The 20,062-nt window shown below is 60.2% G+C and carries 19 protein-coding genes; 12 read left to right on the forward strand and 7 right to left on the reverse strand.

What is annotated here, in order from left to right; all coding sequences use genetic code 11:
* Position 1: 1 nt before the first annotated feature.
* The 7 genes from BN1128_RS18255 to BN1128_RS18285 are packed head-to-tail and all read right to left on the reverse strand — an operon-like array spanning position 2 to position 7,029.
* On the reverse strand, positions 2 to 1,078 hold the full coding sequence (locus BN1128_RS18255; RefSeq protein ID WP_042871375.1) for a protein-glutamate methylesterase/protein-glutamine glutaminase: 1,077 nt from the start codon (positions 1,076 to 1,078) through the stop codon (positions 2 to 4).
* Positions 1,075 to 1,938, reverse strand: coding sequence for a CheR family methyltransferase (locus tag BN1128_RS18260; protein WP_244464626.1), 864 nt, complete (start codon positions 1,936 to 1,938; stop codon positions 1,075 to 1,077). Before BN1128_RS18260 ends, BN1128_RS18255 begins: the two co-directional genes overlap by 4 nt.
* Entirely contained in the window at positions 1,935 to 2,465 is a 531-nt protein-coding gene (locus tag BN1128_RS18265; protein ID WP_042871378.1) for a chemotaxis protein CheW, read from the reverse strand. The genes BN1128_RS18260 and BN1128_RS18265 overlap by 4 nt, the downstream gene beginning before the upstream one ends.
* A gap of 10 nt (positions 2,466 to 2,475) precedes the next feature.
* The gene (locus tag BN1128_RS18270; protein WP_042871380.1) at positions 2,476 to 4,155 is read right to left on the reverse strand and encodes a methyl-accepting chemotaxis protein; all 1,680 of its coding nucleotides are present in this window, start codon (positions 4,153 to 4,155) and stop codon (positions 2,476 to 2,478) included.
* 43 nt (positions 4,156 to 4,198) lie between these two features.
* The gene (locus BN1128_RS18275; protein WP_042871382.1) at positions 4,199 to 6,337 is read right to left on the reverse strand and encodes a chemotaxis protein CheA; all 2,139 of its coding nucleotides are present in this window, start codon (positions 6,335 to 6,337) and stop codon (positions 4,199 to 4,201) included.
* Complete coding sequence (locus BN1128_RS18280) at positions 6,324 to 6,644, reverse strand: STAS domain-containing protein (protein ID WP_042871384.1); 321 nt, start codon at positions 6,642 to 6,644, stop codon at positions 6,324 to 6,326. Before BN1128_RS18280 ends, BN1128_RS18275 begins: the two co-directional genes overlap by 14 nt.
* Before the next feature lie 16 nt (positions 6,645 to 6,660).
* Complete coding sequence (locus BN1128_RS18285; RefSeq protein WP_042871385.1) at positions 6,661 to 7,029, reverse strand: response regulator; 369 nt, start codon at positions 7,027 to 7,029, stop codon at positions 6,661 to 6,663.
* A 712-nt stretch (positions 7,030 to 7,741) separates the two neighbouring features.
* Between BN1128_RS18285 and hybO the strand changes: the two genes are divergently transcribed.
* From hybO to BN1128_RS25595, 12 genes are all read left to right on the forward strand, one after another.
* Complete coding sequence (hybO, locus tag BN1128_RS18290) at positions 7,742 to 8,875, forward strand: hydrogenase 2 small subunit (protein WP_042871387.1); 1,134 nt, start codon at positions 7,742 to 7,744, stop codon at positions 8,873 to 8,875.
* Between the two features lie 2 nt (positions 8,876 to 8,877).
* Positions 8,878 to 9,921: a hydrogenase 2 operon protein HybA gene (gene hybA, locus BN1128_RS18295; protein ID WP_042871390.1), complete on the forward strand. Its 1,044-nt coding sequence runs from the start codon at positions 8,878 to 8,880 to the stop codon at positions 9,919 to 9,921.
* On the forward strand, positions 9,914 to 11,101 hold the full coding sequence (hybB, locus tag BN1128_RS18300) for a Ni/Fe-hydrogenase cytochrome b subunit (RefSeq protein WP_042871392.1): 1,188 nt from the start codon (positions 9,914 to 9,916) through the stop codon (positions 11,099 to 11,101). The genes hybA and hybB overlap by 8 nt, the downstream gene beginning before the upstream one ends.
* Positions 11,098 to 12,801, forward strand: coding sequence for a hydrogenase 2 large subunit (gene hybC, locus BN1128_RS18305; RefSeq protein WP_042871393.1), 1,704 nt, complete (start codon positions 11,098 to 11,100; stop codon positions 12,799 to 12,801). The genes hybB and hybC overlap by 4 nt, the downstream gene beginning before the upstream one ends.
* A complete protein-coding gene (locus BN1128_RS18310) occupies positions 12,801 to 13,331 on the forward strand; it encodes a HyaD/HybD family hydrogenase maturation endopeptidase (protein ID WP_042871394.1) in 531 nt (176 codons plus the stop codon). Before hybC ends, BN1128_RS18310 begins: the two co-directional genes overlap by 1 nt.
* Positions 13,313 to 13,840: a hydrogenase-2 assembly chaperone gene (gene hybE / locus BN1128_RS18315; RefSeq protein ID WP_042871396.1), complete on the forward strand. Its 528-nt coding sequence runs from the start codon at positions 13,313 to 13,315 to the stop codon at positions 13,838 to 13,840. The genes BN1128_RS18310 and hybE overlap by 19 nt, the downstream gene beginning before the upstream one ends.
* Positions 13,841 to 13,955: 115 nt before the next feature.
* A complete protein-coding gene (locus BN1128_RS18320) occupies positions 13,956 to 15,563 on the forward strand; it encodes an ABC transporter substrate-binding protein (protein ID WP_042871397.1) in 1,608 nt (535 codons plus the stop codon).
* Entirely contained in the window at positions 15,548 to 16,558 is a 1,011-nt protein-coding gene (locus tag BN1128_RS18325) for an ABC transporter permease (RefSeq protein ID WP_042871399.1), read from the forward strand. Before BN1128_RS18320 ends, BN1128_RS18325 begins: the two co-directional genes overlap by 16 nt.
* A complete protein-coding gene (locus BN1128_RS18330) occupies positions 16,548 to 17,363 on the forward strand; it encodes an ABC transporter permease (RefSeq protein WP_042871401.1) in 816 nt (271 codons plus the stop codon). The genes BN1128_RS18325 and BN1128_RS18330 overlap by 11 nt, the downstream gene beginning before the upstream one ends.
* Positions 17,357 to 18,145 (forward strand): ATP-binding cassette domain-containing protein, encoded by a 789-nt coding sequence (locus tag BN1128_RS18335; RefSeq protein WP_042871402.1) that lies wholly within the window; start codon positions 17,357 to 17,359, stop codon positions 18,143 to 18,145. The genes BN1128_RS18330 and BN1128_RS18335 overlap by 7 nt, the downstream gene beginning before the upstream one ends.
* Before the next feature lie 114 nt (positions 18,146 to 18,259).
* The gene (locus BN1128_RS18340) at positions 18,260 to 18,892 is read left to right on the forward strand and encodes an ATP-binding cassette domain-containing protein (RefSeq protein ID WP_042871404.1); all 633 of its coding nucleotides are present in this window, start codon (positions 18,260 to 18,262) and stop codon (positions 18,890 to 18,892) included.
* 249 nt (positions 18,893 to 19,141) lie between these two features.
* On the forward strand, positions 19,142 to 19,972 hold the full coding sequence (locus BN1128_RS25595) for a hypothetical protein (protein ID WP_156140493.1): 831 nt from the start codon (positions 19,142 to 19,144) through the stop codon (positions 19,970 to 19,972).
* Positions 19,973 to 20,062: the final 90 nt, after the last annotated feature.

The raw sequence follows: 20,062 nt of genomic DNA on the forward strand, positions 1-20,062 counted from the left end.
ATTACACGCCTCGTTGATCCGGACGGCTGAGCGTCTGGGTTATGTGTGTGAGTGACATGACTTCATCCACGCCGCCATGGGCTATGGCCTCTTTCGGCATGCCAAAAACCACGCAACTGCTTTCATCCTGCGCTATGGTGCGGGCTCCTGTGTCGTGCAGCTCTTTCATGCCCCGGGCACCGTCATCCCCCATGCCGGTCATTATGATGCCAAGCGCATTACTGCCCGCGCTCACGGCCACCGAGCGAAACAGCACGTCCACCGACGGGCAGTGGCGGGAGACTGGCGGGCCCTCTTTCACTTCGGCCAGATACTGGGTGCCGCTGCGCTGGATCAGCAAGTGCTTGCCGCCCGGGGCTATGATGGCGACGCCCGGCAGCAGGCGATCGCCGGTGACGGCTTCCTTTACCTCCAGCTGGGAGAGGCTGTTGAGCCGCTCGGCGAAGGAGGCGGTAAACCGGGCCGGCATGTGCTGCACTATGGCCAGCCCCGGGCAGCTGGCGGGCAGGCGGGAGAGCAGATACTCCAGCGCCTGGGTACCGCCGGTGGAGGTACCCAGCGCGATGATCTTCTCCGTGGTGCGAAACGAGATCCGCTCGGCCGGGGGGGAGAGCATCTCATCGGCATTGTGGCGCGGGACGACCGCTATCTGATTGGTCGCGGGCAGCAGATTGCGCAGCTTGGCGCTGACGGCGCCTCTTATCTCCTGAATGAAGTCGTTGGCCGACTGCTGCAGGAAGCTCTTGATACCCACGCTGGGCTTGGTGACGATGGAGATGGCCCCCGCCGAGAGGGCCTCCAGGGTGATCTTGGCGCCCTCTTCGGTCAGGGAGGAGCAGATGATGACGGGGGTCGGGTGCTCAGCCATGATCTTCTTGAGGAAGGTCAGCCCGTCCATGCGCGGCATCTCTATGTCGAGGATGATGACATCGGGCCAGCACTTCTTCATCTGCTGCATGGCGAAGATGGGGTCGAAGGCGGCGCCAATGACCTCGATGTCCGCAGCCTTGCTCAGCATCTGGGTCAGCACTTCCCGCACCAGGGCCGAGTCGTCGACGATCAATACCCGTATTGTCATGGTGCATCCTTTGCTGGCAGACGGCGATAGCGGGAAGGGGCTTCCTGTACCAGGGGAAGATCCTGTTGGCGAATGATCTCGGAGTGACCGACCAGCAGATAGCCGTCTGGTCTCAGCAGCTGGCAAAGCTGGGAAAGGACGCGGGCCTTGGTGGTGTCGTTGAAGTAGATGAGGACATTTCTGAGCAAAATCACATCGAAATTGCGCTCCTGATACTCGCCGCACGACAGCAGGTTGAGGTTGGCGAAGGAGACTTTTCTGGCGAGCGTCGGCTTGACCCGGATCTGGCCCGCGTATTCGTCATGACCGCGCTGAAAGTAGCGCAGCCACAGATGGGGCGGCACATGCTGGGCCCGTTCGACCGCATAAATGGCGCGCCGGGCAAAGGGAATAACACGGGTATTGATGTCGGTGCCGTGAATGCTCCAGCGTTCGTTGATGCCGAGTTGTTCGGCCAGCACCATGGCGGCGGAGTAAGCCTCCTCGCCAGTGGAGCAGGCCGCTGACCATACGCGAAGCGGCTGGCTGCGGCTGGCGAGCAGCTGCTCGGCATGGTGCTTGAGCCAGGTGAAGTGCTGGGCCTCACGAAAAAAATAGGTCTCGTTGGTCGACAGCAGATTGATGGCGAGCTGACGTTCCTGGGGGGCGAGGGGCTGGTTTATCCGCTCCCAATAGGCTTGATAGCTGGTGAGCTGCAATGCCCGCAGCCGCTTGGCGAGCCTGGATTGCACCAGTGCCCGCTTGCAGGGGGCGAGATCTATGCCCGCCGTGTTGAGGATGAAGCGCCGAAACAGATCAAACTCGCTCTGACTGAGGGTCGGGACCAGTTCTGGCGTGAACAGCGGCGCCGCCATGTTCATCCGCCTTGCTCTTGCGAGAACAGCTGGCCGGTGGCGGCCTCGGCCATTGCGCTCAGTTCGGTGATGGAGAGCGCCTTGTGCATGTCGAGCAGGATGGCGAACCGCTGATCTATGGTAACCACCCCCTGAATGAAGTCGCCCCGGATGTGGGTGCCGAAGGTCGGGGCCGGCTCTATGGTGTCGGTTCGGATCTCCAGCACCTCGCACACCGCATCCAGCAGCATGCCGATCTCCTGCTCCTCCCCAGTGCTGTTGGGCAGGGAGAGAATGGCGACGCAGGTAGTGGGCAGCAGTGGAGTCTGGGCTCTGCCAAAGCGGATGGAGAGATCGATGACGGGTACCACTGCCCCCCGCAGGTTGATTATGCCCCGCACGAAGTGCGGCATCATGGGGACCGGTGTCATCCCCTCGAACTCGATGATTTCTCGGATGCAACCAATGTCGACCCCATACAGCTCCCCCCCCAGCATGAAGGTGACGCAGTGAAAATGGGAAGCCGTGGCAGCAGGAGCAAAGGTATCTCTCATCGGCCTGCTCCTAATAGTTGGTGAACTTGCCATCATCTATCTCTCGCTCCAGATCCTCTTGGTGGAAGGGCTGCTGACGGGCAAATCCCTTCTTCGGCTTGACGCGTCTGGTGGCGGAGTAGGTGGCACTGTGCAAGGGATGGGGTTGGCGATCGTTCCCCCCCCTGAGCGTGAATTGCTGCATCAGCTCCTGTAGTTGCAGGGCGGTGGAGCTGAGCTCTTCCGAGGTGGAGCTGAGCTCTTCCGCCGAGGCGGCCGAGGCCTGCATGCCATCGCTTATCTGGGTCACGGCTATGTTGATCTGGGAGACGCTGGCCCGCTGCTCGCGGGAGGCGGAGGCTATCTCCTGCACCAGGGTGGCGGTCTGATCGATGCCGGGCAGCATCTCGCGCAGCAACGAACCCGCCTGCTCGGCCACGCTGACGGAGCGACCCGCCAGCTCGCCTATCTCCTTGGCGGCGGTTTGTGACCGCTCGGCCAGCTTTCTCACCTCGGCGGCGACGGTGGCAAAGCCCTTGCCGTGCTCACCGGCCCTGGCCGCCTCGATGGCGGCATTGATGGCCAGCAGATCCGTCTTGTTGGCGATGTCATTGATGACTGTGATGCGCGAGGCTATCTCCTTCATGGCGTGGACCATCTCGCCAACCGCCTTGCCACTGTCGGTGGCGCTGCTGGCGGCCTTGGTGGAGATGTTCTCGGTCACCCTGGCGTTGTCGGCATTCTGGCTCACTGTCGCCGTCATCTCCTCGACCGAGGCGCTGGTCTGCTCGACGCTGGAGGCGAGCTCGGACGACGTCTGGGAGAGGGCATTGGCGGTGGCGGCGACTTGCTCTGAGGCCGAGCCTATCGCCTCCGACATGGCACCCACCTCGTTGAGGGTATCGGAGAGGCGGTGGGCCATGCTCTTGATAGCGTAAAGCAGGCTGCTGGTGTCGTCGGCTCTGAGCAGCACAGGGGTGGAGAGATCGCCGTCGGCGACGCGGGCTACCACCTGCACCGTATAGGAAGGATCTCCTCCCAGCTGGCGCAATATGCTGCGGGTCACCAGCAGGGCCAGCACGAAGCAGATAAGAAAGGCGCTGCAGGCGATGGCGATCATGATCTGCAGATTGTCCCCATAAACGATTTTGCTGTCGGCTAATGACTGGGTGGCGAGTTTGTCATTCAGGTTGACCAGGTTGGTGAGAAGATCGTCAGCAACATTGAACGCCGGTCGCCCCTGTTCGGTCAGCATGATGGCGGCTTTCTGGTTATTGAGATTGTCCCCCGCATCGGATTGCACAGTCCGTATGATGCTGTCGGCTATGGGTTTGTAAATTGCCCATGCCTGGTCAAAGCGAGCCAACAGATCTATTTCTGGCTGGGTGAGGGAGGTTTTGCGGTACTTGTCGATCAGTTCATTCATCTTGCTTTCATAGCGCAACATGTTGTTTTCATTTTCTTTTCTTGTTTTTTCATTGCTTTCAAGCACATAACGATAGAGGGCCCGACTCGTGTATATGGCCTGTATATTGGCGTTGGCCAGATCCTTGATGGGGACGAGCTGATTGGCATGCATGTTCTCGACCAGCGTTGCCATCTCCTTGGTGGAGGAGTAGCTGGTGAGCGTCAGCACGCCCAGCAACAGCATGAGAATGGAAAACGAGAACACCAGCTTTGTTCTGACTTGCAAGTTGTGAAACCAGTCCATGGCTCTACTCCGTGAATCCTGTTAGTGACAGTGTGGTCTGTGGTCAATGCCTGATGGTGAACAGGACGTCGGCCTGCTGATGGAGCAAGTGTTGCTCCCGCCGCCACGCCAGCTGAATGAGCTGGGGTACGTCGAGGATCAGCGCCGGCTGGCCATTGCCCAGAATGGTGGAGCCGCTGACGTAACGCAGGGATTTGAACAAGTCTCCCAGCGGCTTGATCACCGCCTGTACTTCCCCTATCAGGCGATCCACCACGATACCGGCGCGGTTGTCGGCGTAATCGACCATCACCACGAACTCGGGTTCGGTCGCCGCCGGCAGGGCAAACAGTTCGCGCAGGGCGATGAAGGGAACCCACTCCCCGCGCACGTTGATCTGGCGACTCTGGCTGTGCAGGGCATCCGGCGGCAGGTCGATGCACTCGACCATCATGTCGAGGGGGATCACCAGGGAGGCGTGATCCACCTCAATCCGGAAGCCGTCTATAATGGCCAGGGTCAGGGGCAGCCTGAGCCGGAAGGTGGTACCTGTACCCAGCCGACTCTCTATGGTGGTTTCACCGCGCAGAAAGTCCAGATTGCGCTTGACCACATCCAGCCCGACCCCGCGCCCCGAGAGATCGCTGACATCGGCGGCGGTCGAGAATCCCGGCAGGAATAGCAGCTGGAAGATCTCCTGTTCACTGAACACCTTGCCCTCCGGCACCATGCCCTGGGCGTGGGCCTTGGCGAGGATCTTGTCGCGATCTATGCCCCGGCCGTCATCGCTTACCTCCACCACAACGGCACCGGCGTCATGGTAGGCGTTCAGGGTGATCACCCCTTGCGCCGGCTTGCCGGCCGCCAGCCGCAGTGCCTGATCTTCGAGGCCGTGATCGGCGGCATTGCGCACCAGATGCATCAGGGGATCGGTCAGTTTCTCGACCATGGATTTGTCGATGTCGGTGTCGGCGTTGCGGATCTGCAGCTGGATCTCCTTGCCCGTCTGCTGGGAGAGTTCGTGCACCAGTCGCGGGAAACGGTTGAAGATCTCGTTGATGGGCACCATGCGCAGGGTCAGGGCATCGTCACGTATCCCCTCCACAAGGGTGTTGACGGTGGCGACTGATTCGATGAGCTCCGCATCCCCCCTGAGCCTGGCCTGCAGTGTGGTGGCCGAGGTGGCGATCACCAGCTCGCCGACCCGGTTGATCAGGCGATCCAGCTTGGCCGCCTCGATCCGGATGTAGTGCCCTTCGGCGCGCAGCTGCGGCTTGGCCTGAACCAGGGGGGCGGGGATGGGGGCAGGCTCGGGCTCCGTTGGTGTCGGCGTCGTGGCGGCACTCGGCAAGTCACCGCTCGCGATGCGGGCGGCTTCCGCTTCGGTCAGTGCCTGGGCGGCCACCCAGCGTTGCAGTTGGGCCGAGAGCGGTTCATCCCGCCATGCCGCCAGCCGTTGGCCCTGCTCGGCAAACAGCGCCAGATCCTGATGCGGCGTGAGCACGCAGATGAGGCTGGCGTGGGCGACAAAATCGAAGGTGCCCAGGATCCGTTCTCTGGACTCGGCACTGAGCAGGCCTATCTCGTAGCCGAGAAAACACTCGGTGGGATCGAGCAGTTGCAGCGGTGGCCACTCGTGCCAGACCGGCTGGATGAAGTGGATCCGTCCCAGATTGGCCAGGTAGCGGATGAAGGCAAGCAGGTCGAAGCCATCCTGATACAGGGCCGGATAGAAGCGCAGGGAGAGATGCCAGGGGCGCAGATCCTGCGAGGCGACGGGGGCCGGCGAGGGCATGGCCAGCGGCTCGCTGGGCAGGGTCTGGTGACCCTGCAACTGGGAGAGCAGGGCCAGTATCTGCTGGGTCTCGGTCTGCTGCAGTTCGGGATTGTGTTCGGCGCCCTGCAACAGATCGCGCAGTTGATCGTTGCAGGCCAGCAACAGGTTGATCAGGTGTTCATCCAGCGCTATCTCGCCGCTGCGCAGCCGCTCCAGCATGTTCTCCATGGCGTGGGCGAAGCGCACCAGCATGGTCAGCCCCAGCATGCCCGCCGAACCCTTGATGGTGTGGGCGGTGCGAAACATCAGGTTGTAGGTGTCGGGGTGGGCCGGATAGGTCTCACGATCCAGCAGGGCATGTTCCAGGTTGTCGCATTGCTCATAGGCCTCTTCGAAAAAGAGGGCGCGGGCCTTATTGATGTCCATGAACCGCCCTCTCTGAGCCTACGTCTGCCCACAACCCCAGCTCGGTCAACACCTCGTGGGCGACACACTCATCGCTCGCCAGCAGCCGCAGCCGCTTGCCCTGCTGGCTTGCTTCCTGCTGCAAGATGGCGATGAGCTGGGCGCCACAGCCGTCGAGCACCTCCAGCGGGTTCAAGTCCAGGTTCAGGTCGGCAAAGTTGAGCAGGCCGAACAGATCGTCCTGCAGATCCCCCAGCGTCATTATGCTCAGTTCGCCGCTCAGGGTGGCGGTGGGGGGGGTGTGCCGGGTATCGAGTTCCAGGCTCATGACAGTCGCTCCCGGATCATGGTTGTACCACCTTGTAGACATCATCGAGCAGCTTGAGCGGCTCGAACGGCTTGGTCAGCCAGACCCGGGCACCGGCCTCGAATCCCTCTCGCTTGATCTGGTCGGAGTCTTCCGTGGTCAGCATGATGAAGGGGAGGTAGCGGGTCGTCTGCTGCGCCTTGACCCGTCTGAGCAGCGTCATGCCATCCATGCCGGGCATGTTGAGGTCTGAAATAATGAGGTGTACGCGTTGGTTGTCCAGTTGGATGAGGGCGGCCTCGCCATCCCCTGCTTCTATCACGTCAAAACCGGCGCTGCTGAGCGTCATGGTGATGGCCGCCCTGATCCCGACGGAATCATCCACCACCAGTATGGTCTTGCCCATAAGTCATCCTCTCGACGCTACATCAGGAGTAGGCCCCAGCGCAGGGGCGAGGCCAGCTCTGAACCTCAGTGATAATTGTTGTTCAAGAGTCTGATGTTGGAGAGATTTTTTATATTGCAACCAGACCAGGGAGACACTTGGCACTGATTGTGCAGCCTCCTATGGGGGCTAGGTGTGAGGCGAAGGGTGGAAACGAGGAAAAGGCTCCTGGCCGTGGTACGGTTTTGCCCAAATAAAAGGCAGTTGAATGAGCGCTGCCATGAGCACGATATTGACGGAACGACAGCTGATAATAAATATCATTGGCAAGTCTATTCTTGTTGTTTACATATATGATCACAAATAATAAAGGTATATTTTATCGACCTCTTTCTTTTCTGGCGATCACTCATGGCTGATAACATCAGTGGCCTGGAAAATAGTATGACAACGCTTTCATTCTGATTATTTAACATCGCGAATTAACGAATGATTTTTATGTTGTTAATTCATAAAATCACAAAAATAACCCTTTGTGGGTATTTTGTTGGTTCATTGCAGTGTTGGCTAACTACATGCTGCATATGGTTTTTTTAAATTAATGATGATGAGTTATATATCTGGATAATGTCCCGCAGCTTGATGGAGATCAACACGGGAGGAGAGGGGAGTCCTTAGCATTTCCGCTATTAAGCATTTATCAAACAAGTGCTCACTAACGGGAATAAGAAGAATGGTCGAGGATAATTTTTTATCGGCTCATGGAATTAATCGCCGTGACTTTATGAAATTGTGCGCCGGGATGGCCGCAACCCTGGGATTAAGCCAGAATGCCGTGGCCAAGATGGCCATGGCGCTCACCAGCCCCGAGCGGCCACCGGTGATCTGGATTGGCGCGCAGGAGTGCACGGGTTGCACCGAGTCACTGCTGCGCTCAACCCACCCCACCATAGAAAACCTGATCCTCAACACCATTTCGCTGGAGTACCACGAGGTGCTCTCGGCGGCCTTTGGCCATCAGGCGGAAGAGAACAAGCGCAACGCCATCGAGCGCTACAAGGGCAAGTATGTGCTGGTGGTGGACGGCTCCATTCCATTGAAAGATGGTGGCGTCTACTGCATGGTGGCCGGTGAACCCATCGTCGACCACATTCGCCGCGCCGCCGCCGATGCCGCTGCCGTCATCGCCATCGGTTCCTGCTCTGCCTGGGGCGGCGTGCCCGCCAGCGGTGGCAACCCGACCGGCGCCGTCAGCCTGGAAGAGGCCCTCGGCAACATCGGCACCCCCATCATCAATATCCCGGGTTGCCCGCCCAATCCCCACAACTTCCTCACCACGGTCGCTTACTACATCACCTACGGCAAGTTGCCGGCGCTGGATAGCAAGAAGCGTCCGTTGTTTGCCTACGAGCGCCTCATCCATGAGAACTGCGAGCGCCGCCCGCACTTCGATGCGGGACGTTTTGCCAAGGAGTTCGGTGACGAGGGCCACCGTCAGGGCTGGTGTCTCTACCATCTTGGCTGCAAGGGGCCTGAGACCTATGGCAACTGCTCGACCCTGGAGTTCTGCGACGTGGGCGGCGGCATCTGGCCGGTGGGCATAGGCCACCCATGCTATGGCTGCAACGAGCAGGGGGTCGGTTTCAGCAAGGGGATTTTCCAGCTCGCCAAGGTCGAGAATCCGACCCCGCGGGTGGAGAAACCCGATGTTGCCATTCAGGAGGGGGGGCACATGTCGCCCACCGCCACCGGCCTCATCGGCGGTGCCCTCGGGGTATTGGTCGGGGTGAGCCTGATGACGGTGCGTGAACTCGGTCGCCAGCAGAAGCGCCACGAAGCCGGGCAGCACCCATCACGGGAGGAGTGACCGTGAACAGACGCAATTTCCTCAAGTTTGCCTCCGCCAGCGCGCTGGCAGCAGGGGCCGCCGTGCCCGGCAGCGCCATGGCGGCGGCCAAGAACAAGCCGCCCATTCCCGGATCGCTTGGCATGTTGTACGACTCCACCCTCTGCGTCGGCTGTCAGGCCTGCGTGGCGGAGTGTCAGCGCCTGAACGGCAACCCGGCCAACCCGGCGGGGGAGCAGACCTGGTCCAACAACGACAAGCTGACGCCCTACACCAACAACATCATTCAGGTGTGGAAGAGCGGCACGGGTGAGCACAAGGATCAGCTGGTGGATGGCTATGCCTACATCAAGAAGCAGTGCATGCACTGTGTCGATCCCAACTGCGTCTCCGTCTGTCCGGTGCAGGCTCTTAAAAAAGATCCCAAGACCGGCATAGTCCATTACGACCCGAGCGTCTGTACCGGCTGCCGCTACTGCATGGTGGGCTGCCCGTTCGATGTGCCCAAATATGACTACGACAACCCGTTAGGGGCCATCCACAAGTGCGAGCTCTGCAACCAGCAGGGGCTTGAGCGGATCAATCAGGGCAAGTTGCCCGGTTGTGTCGAGGTGTGCCCGACCGGCGCCGTCATCTTCGGCAGCCGCGAGGATCTGATGGCCGAGGCCAAGCGCCGTCTGCTGGCGAGCCCGGGCAGCGAGTATGCCTATCCGCGCCAGACCCTCACTGCGGGCGACCCTTATCTGCATGAAGTGCCGAGCTACCAGCCCTACGTCTATGGCGAGAAAGAGGGCGGTGGCACCCAGGTGCTGGTACTGGCCGGAGTGCCTTACACCAAGCTCGACATGCCGGATCTGCCGGAGCTCTCCTCAGGGGCGCGCTCGGAGCATATCCAGCACACCCTCTACAAGGGGATGGTGCTGCCCATGGTGGTGCTGACCGGCCTCTCGGTACTCATTCGCCGCAACGCCAAGAAGCACGATCAAGCGCACCCTCATGACGAGGACCATGCGCCGGGGCAGGGCAAAGAGCCGGGTTCTGACAAGGGAGGCAAGGATCATGAGTAACCACAAGGCACATCCGCTCGGTGGCAAGCTGGTCAGCTGGCCCGTCATAGTGCTGGCGCCCTTCGTCATCCTGTGCGGCATGCTGATCCTCAAACGCCTCATCTTCGGGCTGGGCTCGGTCACCGATCTCAACGGGGGTTATCCCTGGGGGCTGTGGATCTCGTTTGATCTGCTGATCGGTACCGGTTTCGCCTGCGGCGGCTGGGCACTGGCCTGGGCCGTCTACGTCTTCAATCGGGGCGAGTATCACCCCCTGGTGCGACCGGCCCTGCTGGCGAGTCTGTTCGGCTATTCGCTGGGCGGCCTTTCCATCACCATAGACGTAGGCCGTTACTGGAACCTGCCTTACTTCTACATTCCGGGTTTCTTCAACACCTCCTCTGTGCTGTTCGAGACGGCGGTCTGCATGACCATCTATATCGGGGTGATGGCGCTGGAGTTCGCGCCCGTGCTGTTGGAGAAGTTCGGCTGGAAGACTTCCATGGCCCGGCTCAACAAGATCATGTTCTTCATCCTGGCGCTGGGGGCCCTGCTGCCCACCATGCACCAGTCCTCCATGGGATCCTTGATGATAGTGGCGGGGGAGAAGATCCATCCGCTCTGGCAAAGCTACGAGCTGCTGCCTGTCTTCTCCTTGTTGACCGCCTTCATCATGGGTTTCTCCATCGTAGTGTTTGAGGGATCTCTGGTGCAGGCGGGGCTGGCGGGACGGGGGCCCAACGAGAAGTCGCTGTTCTACAAGCTGACCCAGGTGATCGACATCTTCCTGATCCTGTTTGTGGCGCTGCGCTTTGCCGAGATCGTCATCAACGACAAGTCGGCCTATCTCTCCGAGTTCAACCGCTACGCCGTCATGTTCTGGAGCGAGATTGCGCTGATGATATTCCCGCTGCTGGTGTTCCACTGGGACAAGAGCCGCCGCGATTCGCGCATGTTGTTCCTGGGGGCCCTCAGCATGCTGCTGGGCGCAGCCCTCTGGCGACTGGATTACTCCCTGCTCGCCTTCAACCCCGGCAATGGCTACCACTACTTCCCCTCCGCGGCGGAAGTGCTGATCTCCCTTGGCTTCGTCGCCATCGAGGTCTGTGCCTATTTGCTGCTGATCCGGCTGCTGCCGGTACTGCCATCACTTGAACGTGTTCACCAAGATTATCAGGCCCGAGGGAAAGCCAACGTATGAGCCAACGTATCACCATAGACCCCATCACCCGCATTGAGGGGCACCTGCGTATCGACTGCGAAATCGAAGGCGGCATAGTCACCAAGGCCTGGTCGTCCGGCACCATGTGGCGCGGGATGGAGGAGATCGTCAAGGGCAACGACCCGCGCGATGCCTGGATGATAGTGCAGCGCATCTGCGGGGTATGTACCTCCATTCATGCCATCGCCTCGGTGCGGGCGGTGGAGAACGCCATCGGTGCCAAGGTGCCGGTCAATGCCCAGTACATCCGCAACCTCATTATCGCGGCCCACAACATCCACGATCACATAGTCCACTTCTACCAGCTCTCGGCGCTGGACTGGGTGGACATCACGGCGGCGCTTGAGGCCAATCCGCAAAAGGCGGCGGACATCCTCAAGGGGGTCTCTACCTGGTCCCTCAACAGCGCCGAAGAGCTGACCAAGGTGCAGGACAAGATCCGCGCTTTGGTGGCCAGCGGCCAGCTCGGCATCTTTGCCAACGGTTACTGGGGTCACAAGGAGATGAAGCTGAGCCCGGAGGTGAACCTCATCGCCGTGGCTCACTACCTGCAGGCGCTGGAGTGCCAGCGCGATGCCAACCGCATCGTCGCCATCCTGGGTGGCAAGACGCCCCACATCCAGAACCTGGCGGTGGGCGGGGTGGCCAACCCCATCAACCTGGATGCGCCAAGCGTGCTCAACCTGGAACGGCTGCTCTATGTGAAGAGCTTCATCGACCGGCTCGGCGAGTTCATCGAGCAGGTCTACAAGGTGGATGCCGCCATCATAGCCGCTCACTATCCCGAGTGGCTGGCGCTGGGGCAGGGGGCCAAGCACTATCTGAGCGTGCCCGAGCTTCCTACCGATGCCGACGGCGGCAGCTTCCTGATGCCGGGCGGTTATATCGAGAATGGCAATCTGGCCGGCTATCGCCCCATAGAGAGTCATCAGGATGCCTGGCTGATGGATGGCATCGCCGAGAGCAACAAGCACGCCTGGTACAAGGATGACGAGCCGCTCAAGCCGTGGGAAGGGAAAACCGAGCCCAACTACACCGGCTGGCAGGATGACGGCAAGTACTCCTGGGTCAAATCCCCCACCTTCTACGGCAAGGTGGTGGAGGTGGGGCCGCTCGCAGACTTGCTGGTGAAGCTCGCCGCCAAGCACCCGGAGACGGTGGCTCACTTCGATCAGCTGAACGGCATCTACAAGGCGCTCACCGGCTCTGCCATCAAGACCGAACAGCTGCACTCCACCATGGGCCGCATCATTGGCCGCGCGGTGCGCTGCTGCGTGCTGAAAGACACCCTGGCGCACCAGTGGAAGGCGCTTGTCGACAACATCGGCAAGGGGGACTTCACCGCCTACATCAAGGCCGAGATCCCGGCGGACAAGGAGTTTCGCGGGGTGGGTTTTGAAGAGGCGCCGCGCGGCATGCTCTCCCACTGGATCGTCATCAAGGAGGGCAAGATCGCCAACTATCAGGCGGTGGTGCCGTCGACCTGGAACTCGGGTCCGCGCAACTTCAATGACGAGCCCGGTCCCTACGAGCAGGCACTGGTGGGCACGCCGGTGGCGGATCCGGCCAAACCGCTGGAGGTGGTGCGTACCATCCACTCGTTCGACCCCTGCATGTCCTGCGCGGTCCACGTGGTGGATACCCAGAATGGCGAAGTGACTCAGGTGAAGGTGCTGTGATGAACACCCTGATCCTGGGAGTGGGCAACCTGCTGTTGAGCGATGAGGCGGTGGGGGTACGCCTCGTCGAAGCGCTGGGGCGCGAATACCGTTTCGCCCCCGGCATCGAACTGCTGGACGGCGGCACCGCCGGCATGGAGCTGCTGGAAGCCATGGCCAGTCGTGACCACATCATACTGGCGGATGCGGTGCGCAGCGGTAACCCGCCGGGCACAGTAGTGACCCTGAAGGATGAGGAGATCCCGACCCTGTTTGGCCGCAAGATCTCCCCGCACCAGCTGGGGCTGGCGGACGTGCTCTCGGCGCTGCACATGACGGGGGAGTCGCCAAAGCGACTCACCCTGATTGGCATTGAGCCTGAATCCCTCGAACCGCGCATAGGCCTCACCCCAGTGGTGGCAGCGGCAATGGGGGAGGCGAAGGATCGGATTTTGACCCTGCTGGCCAGTGTTGGCGCCCCCGCCATTGCGCTCTCCGATGCCGAGTGGGCCAAACAAGAACGGGAGGGCTTATGGCGCAGTCCCATTTAAGCGAGCTTGATGCCGTGCAGGAACGTGTACAGGAGTTCATCGGCTTTGCCAGCAATCCTGCGCCTTTGCTGGTGGCCCAGTACGAGCGGATCGCCCGCGAAGAGATGCAAGGGCTGCCCTTCTATCACGCCACCATGCCTATTGTGGCCGAGTGCGTGTTGTTTGAAGAGCAGTGGCTCGGCTGCGTGCTCACCCCCTGGATGCTGAGCCTGGTGGTGTTGCCGGGGCCGGATCAGCTTTGGCCGGTGCGCAGCAGCAGCGATCGGCTCGCCCTGCAGCTCCCCTGCGGCAACATGACCTTTATGGTGGGTGAATTGCCCGAGACGGGGCAGTTGCTGGCCTGCTCCCTGATGTCACCGCTCGATCCCCATCTCGGGGCCGAGCAGGGGCGCTCACTGGTGAGCAGCACCCTCAAGATGCTGCACTCCTTGCCGCTGCATCAAGGTGCCGTCGGCGTGGATCTGGGGCGCAGACGGCTGTTTGGTGCTCGTCGTGGCCAACCGGCATAGCCGCTAGGTTTCACGCGAAATCAAGTTTAGAATAGGGGCCCGTTTTGGCCCCTCACTCGCTTCTTCGTTTGACGTTTTTCTTCGAGGTGAGTGGTACAAACGAACAAGGAATCTTATGACCATTCAATGCCATGGCCGCCGCAAGGGTGTGCCTGTCGTCGCGGCCACTTTGCTGGCCCTGTTCTCAAGCGGACTCTCTCACTCCGTACTGGCCGCCCAACCTGTGCCTGCCGAGCTCAAGCTCGCCATCGGCGCCGAACCCACCGAAGGGTTTGACCCCTTGCTTGGTTGGAGTCACGGCAGTTACCTGCTGCTGCACAGCCCGCTGCTCAAGCAAAACGCGGACCTCAGCTGGCAGGATCTGCTCACCCAAGCGGTGACACCGAACAAGGATGGCAAGGGGTGGCTCATTACCCTCAAGCCCGGCCTGAAATTCTCCAATGGCGCGCCGCTCACCGCCGAGGATGTGGCATTTACCTACAACAGCGCAGCCAAGGGCGGCGGCAAGATCGACATGGGCAACTTTGTCTCGGCCAAAGTGGTCTCGCCCACCGAGGTCGCCATCGTCTTGAGCGCCCCCCAGAGCACCTTCGTCAATGTGCTGGGATCCTTGGGGATAGTGTCAAAGCACGATTACAACGCCAAGACGTACGCTCAAAAGCCTGTCGGTGCCGGCCCTTACCGGCTGGTGAGCTTCCTGCCCGGTCAGCAACTGGTGGTGGAAGCGAACCCCTATTACGCCGGTGGCAACAATGATTTCAAACGGCTGGTGTTTGTCTTTATCGATGAAGAGAGCGCCTATGCCGCCGCCCAGAGCAGCCAGCTCGATCTGGTGCGCATTCCCCCGTCGCTGGCGCCCACCGTGCCTGCCTCGCTCAAGCTGTGGGTACGGCCGAGCGTGGAGAACCGCGGCATCGTCTTCCCGATCCCCCCTGCGGACGGCAAGGATGCCAAGGGTTATCCCGTCGGCAACGACGTGACCTCGGATGTGGCGGTGCGCCGCGCCATCAACTACGCCATCGATCGCAAGCTGCTGGCCGATCAGCTGCTGGAAGGGCACGCCATCCCCGCTTACAGCGCGGTGGAAGGCTTGCCATGGCTAAACAAAGCCACCGCCTTCAAGGATGGGGATGCCGCCCATGCCAACGCCCTGCTCGACGAGGCGGGCTGGAAGATGGGCAGTGACGGCATTCGCCACAAGGGCTCCCTGCGCGCCGCCTTTACTCTCTGGTACACCAGTGGCGACAGCACTCGCCGGGATCTGGCGGAAGCGGTGCGCGCCATGCTCAAACCCATCGGTCTGGAGGTGAGCCTCAAGTCCGGCAGCTGGGAGCAGGTGGAGCGCGAGATGCACGCCAATCCGGTGCTGATGGGGTGGGGGAGTCTGGATCCCATGGAGCTCTATCACCACTACCAGAGTGGTTCGGGTGGGGTGGAGTTCTACAACCCGGGCTACTACAGCAACCCTGTGGTGGATGGCCACCTCAAGCAGGCGCTGGATGCCCCCAACTGGCAGACGGCCGTGCCGTTCTGGCAGCAGGTGGAGTGGGATGGCAAGAGCGGCGCCGGGGTGCAGGGGGATGCCGCTTGGGCTTGGCTGCTCAATGTGCAGCACACGTATCTGGCCAACCGCTGTATCGACCTTGGCAAGGGGGCACCGGAAATTCACGGTAGCTGGTCCCTGCTCAACAACCTGCAGGATTGGCGGTGGACGTGCCGTTAAGTTCGTCCTTGAGTCATTCCGGTTATCTGTTGCTAAAAGCCCTGCTGCGTCTGGCAGGGCTCTTGTGTCTGGTCTCTGTCGCCACCTTTGTGCTGCTCAGCTACTCCCCCATTGATCCCATCAAGGCCTATATCGGCAACGATCTGCTCCATGTGCCTCCGGAACAGTATGCCCGTATTGCCGCTCGCTGGGGGCTGGATCAGCCGTTGTGGCTGCGCTACTGGCACTGGTTTACCCAGGTGCTGCAGGGGGATCTCGGTTACTCCATGCTCTACAACGCGCCTGTGGCTCAGGTGGTCGGCAGCCGTTTTGCCGCCTCCTTCCTGCTGCTGGCGGGCGCCTGGTTGCTCTCAGGCTTTTTCGGCATTTTGCTGGGGCTGTGCGCCGGTCGCTATCTCAACCGCTGGCCCGATCGCCTTATTTGCCGCTTTGCTTACTTGCTCGCCTCCCTGCCTACTTTCTGGGTTGGTCTGTTGCTGCTTGCCCTGTTTGCGGTGCACTGGCCGCTGTTGCCGGTCTGCTGCGCCTGGACGCCGGGCCTCTCTGCCGATGAGGCGGACTGGCTGATGCTATTGCGCCATCTGCTGCTGCCGGTGATCACGCTTGCGCTGCTCGGGGTGGGCAACATTGCCCTGCATACCCGGGGGCGGGTGGCCGAGGTGCTGGAGAGCGACTTTATCCGCTACGCCCGCGCCCAGGGGGATGGCGGCTGGCCCATGCTGCGCTTTCACGTGCTGCGCCATGCCCTGACCCCGGCGCTCTGCCTGCAGTTTGCCTCGCTGGGTGAGCTGATCGGCGGATCGCTGTTGGCGGAGAAGGTCTTCTCCTATCCGGGGCTTGGCCAGGCGACCGTGGATGCGGGGCTGCGGGGAGATATCCCCTTGCTGATGGGCATAGTGCTTTTTTGCACCCTGCTGGTCTTTATTGGCAACACTGTGGCCAGTGTGCTGCTGGCGCGAATCAATCGGGGTTGGGAGGGCGAGCATGCTGTTTAATCCGCTTCCCTCCATAGTGCGCCTCGGCGTAGCGCTGATAGGATTGGCGCTGCTGGCTGCTTACGGCTGGACCCTCTCCCATCAGGATGTGCCGATGGATCTGCTGGCGCGCCAGCAGCCCCCCTCGCTGGCCCACTGGTTCGGCACCGATCAGATGGGGCGGGATCTCTGGTTGCGGGCCTTTCAGGGTACCCTCACCAGTCTGGAGCTGGGGATCAGCACGGCCCTGTGCAGTGGGCTGCTGGCCATGGTGGCGGCAAGCGTGTCGCTCATTCATCCCAGATGCGATGTGGCGGTGCGGCTGCTGATCGATGCCATGCTGGCGCTGCCCCATATGCTGCTGCTGATCCTGATCTGCTTTACCGTGGGGGGCGGCATGCGCGGAGTGATCCTGGCGGTGGCGCTCACCCACTGGCCCAAGCTGGCGCTGATCCTCTGCGCGGAGGCGCGGCGGATCGCCTGCAGCGACTACATGGTGCTGGCCCGCTGTCAGGGGATGGGGGCGCTGCGTCGCTGGCGCACCCACCTGCTGCCGGGGCTGTTGCCCCAGTGGTTTATCGGTACCCTGCTGATGTTCCCCCATGCGGTGCTGCACAGCGCGGCTTTGAGCTTTCTCGGCTTTGGGCTGGCGGCCCACGAGGCCTCTCTTGGCCTGCTGCTGGCCGATGCCCTGCGTTATCTGGCCGGTGGCGGCTGGTGGCTGGCGCTCTTCCCGGGGCTGATGTTGCTGCTGCTGGTACTGCTGTTTGATCAGGCTACTCGCGCCCTGCAGCAGTTGCTGTGGCACAGGAGTGAACCATGTTGAGTTTTGACCATGTGACCATAGAGGCGGCCCACTACTCCTGGTTGGGGCGACGCAGCTGGCAGCCATTGCTGACCGATATCAGCCTGCAACTGGCGCCGGGGGAGATAGTGGCGCTGGTGGGGGGGAGCGGCGAGGGCAAGAGCCTGCTGCTGCAAAGCGCCCTGACCTTGCTGCCGGACAACCTGCGCATGCGTGGCACCCTCTCCCTTGATGGCACTCCCCTGTGCGACGCCAGCCGTGCCCGTCTGCGCGGCCACACCCTCTGTTATGTGCCGCAGGGGGTGAGCGCCCTCAATCCGCTGCTGACGGTGGAGCGCCAGCTGGGCCGCGCGGCGCGTCTGTGTGGCCAGAACGGTTCTCGCGAACGGCTCGGCGAGCAACTGCTGCGCTACCAGTTGCCTGCGGCCACCCTGGACCGCTATCCGCGCCAGCTTTCCGGCGGCATGGCCAAGCGCATTCTGGCCTGCACCGCGGCGCTCGGCGGCGCCCGCTACATTCTGGCGGACGAGATCACCGCCTGGCTCGACGAAAGGCTGGCCTGCCTGCTGCTCGGCCAGTTGCGTGAATTGGCCAATCAGGGCAGCGGCATCCTCTGGGTGACCCACGATCTGGCGCTGGCGGCCCGTTTTGCCGATCGCATAGTCGCGCTGCATCAGGGGCAGGTGAGCGATACCCTGAGCAGCCACCACCTGCGCCAGGGGCAGGGGAGCGAGATGCTCCGTGCCCACTGGCAGGCGCTGCCGGAGTTCAACGCGCTCTTCTCTGTGCCGGAGGTTTCCTGATGTTTTCATCTCTGAAACGGATAGTCCGCTGCGTGGCAGATATGCAATGGCTGGTATTCAATGTCAGGCCTGGCCGCAGCGCCATTCACTCTTTGTTACCCCGGAGGTCAGCGGATGTTTGAAGTACGGGATCTCACCATTGCTCATGGGGAACGTCCCCTCTGGCAGGGGTTGTCGCTGACGGTGAAAGCGGGTGAGCGGCTTGGCATCTCTGCTCCAAGCGGTTATGGCAAGACCACGCTGGGGCGGGTATTGGCGGGCTGGCAACCGGTTCGGGCAGGCGGGCAGATCCTGCTGGATGGGCAGCCTGTGCCTCTGCAGGTAAAAGGCTATAACCCCATCCAGCTGGTGCCCCAGCATCCGGAACTCACCTTCAATCCCTATCGCACCACCGGGCAGGCGTTGTGGGATGTATGGCGCCCCGATGAGGCCATGCTGGCCCGCTTTATGGTCAAGTCCGAGTGGCTCGGTCGTAAACCCGGTCAGCTCTCCGGTGGCGAGCTGGCCCGCATCGCGCTGCTGCGCGCCCTCGATCCCCGCACCCGGTTGCTTGTCGCCGACGAAGTGACCGCCCAGCTGGATCCGCAAATTCAGCGCCAGCTCTGGCAGGAGTTGATGATTGAGTGCGAGCAGCGCGGGCTTGGCATGCTTGTCTTCAGTCACCAGCAGGCGCTGCTGCGCCAGATCTGTCATCGGGTGGAAATATTTGATATGTGCCCATTTATCTCAAAAGTCTTAACTAACTGAAACTGCGGTTTAATTTATCTCATCAGTTAGGGTGTAAACCTCTCCTATTTAGTCGACGTTTGTGAGGAAACTATCAAAAAAGATTACTGAATAAACGCCACTGACAGAAATGTTAATTATGGGCTTTGCTTTGAAAGTGCTGTACTTGTTAGTGGATATGTCCTATCTTTTTTTGGGACTCAAAGGGGGCCATTCATTGTGAGTCCCAACAACAAAATAAATGTGATTTACATCACGTATGGATGAGTTATGAAGGCTATTTATATTTCTCTTTTAGCTATGGCATTTGGTGTTAATGCAACAGTCGTCGAATATCAACTAGAGCAAGATGGTATTGTCGATGGAGTGATAACTGAAGGCGGATCGATTGATTTAAAAATAAACAAACAACAAGATGCATTCTCTGGATATGATGAATCCTATGTAACACGGGGATATTTTTATAACAATGAGAACGTTATTCGATTCGATAAAACAACAAAAGATACTGTTAGTTACTACCTTGGGACTAAGTCTGAAAACGGTCAATATAAAGGTAATTGGTACGATTCGAATGGAAATGGTGGCGATTTCCGTCTTTTAAGTTCCGATGTTGAAAACGAAGGGTGCTCCGGTGCAATTCAAACTGGCCAGTACTGTAATATGGAGATTGATGGCGGTGGCTGGCAACTTGTTGCTGTGCGAGCGGGTGTACGTCAGGGGATTGGAGATGCTGTTGATAAAATAACTACGCTCAGCAGTAGTCAATATCTTAATGCTGAAGAGTGGGGTATGTTGAAAAGCAAAATGAAAGAAGTTTTGTTTGTTCAACCCAATACCGGTATCTGGGGCATTATGAATATCGCTGCTGCAAGTTCTATGGATTTATGTAAGCCATTGTCAGATGACCTGAGTGTACCAGTACTGGTGCATGCTGAAGATGAGGGCTGTAATGCAGTTGGTTCAGATTATACCCTTGTTGGGCATCCAAGTGCGCCAACTTATCAGGGGAATCTATACGCAATGTCAGAAAAATATATTCTCTGGCATAATCCTGTAAAGTCTACTTACAGTGACCAACTTATGGTGTATGTAAGATAGAAATGTCATGAGTATCTTAATGTTAGAGGGAGGCATCAGCCTCCCTCTTTTGTTATCGACCGTTAGCAACGGCGTTTAACCGGTTCAGGT

Origin of the sequence: Aeromonas piscicola, assembly GCF_000820005.1 — a bacterium.
GTDB lineage: Bacteria > Pseudomonadota > Gammaproteobacteria > Enterobacterales > Aeromonadaceae > Aeromonas > Aeromonas piscicola.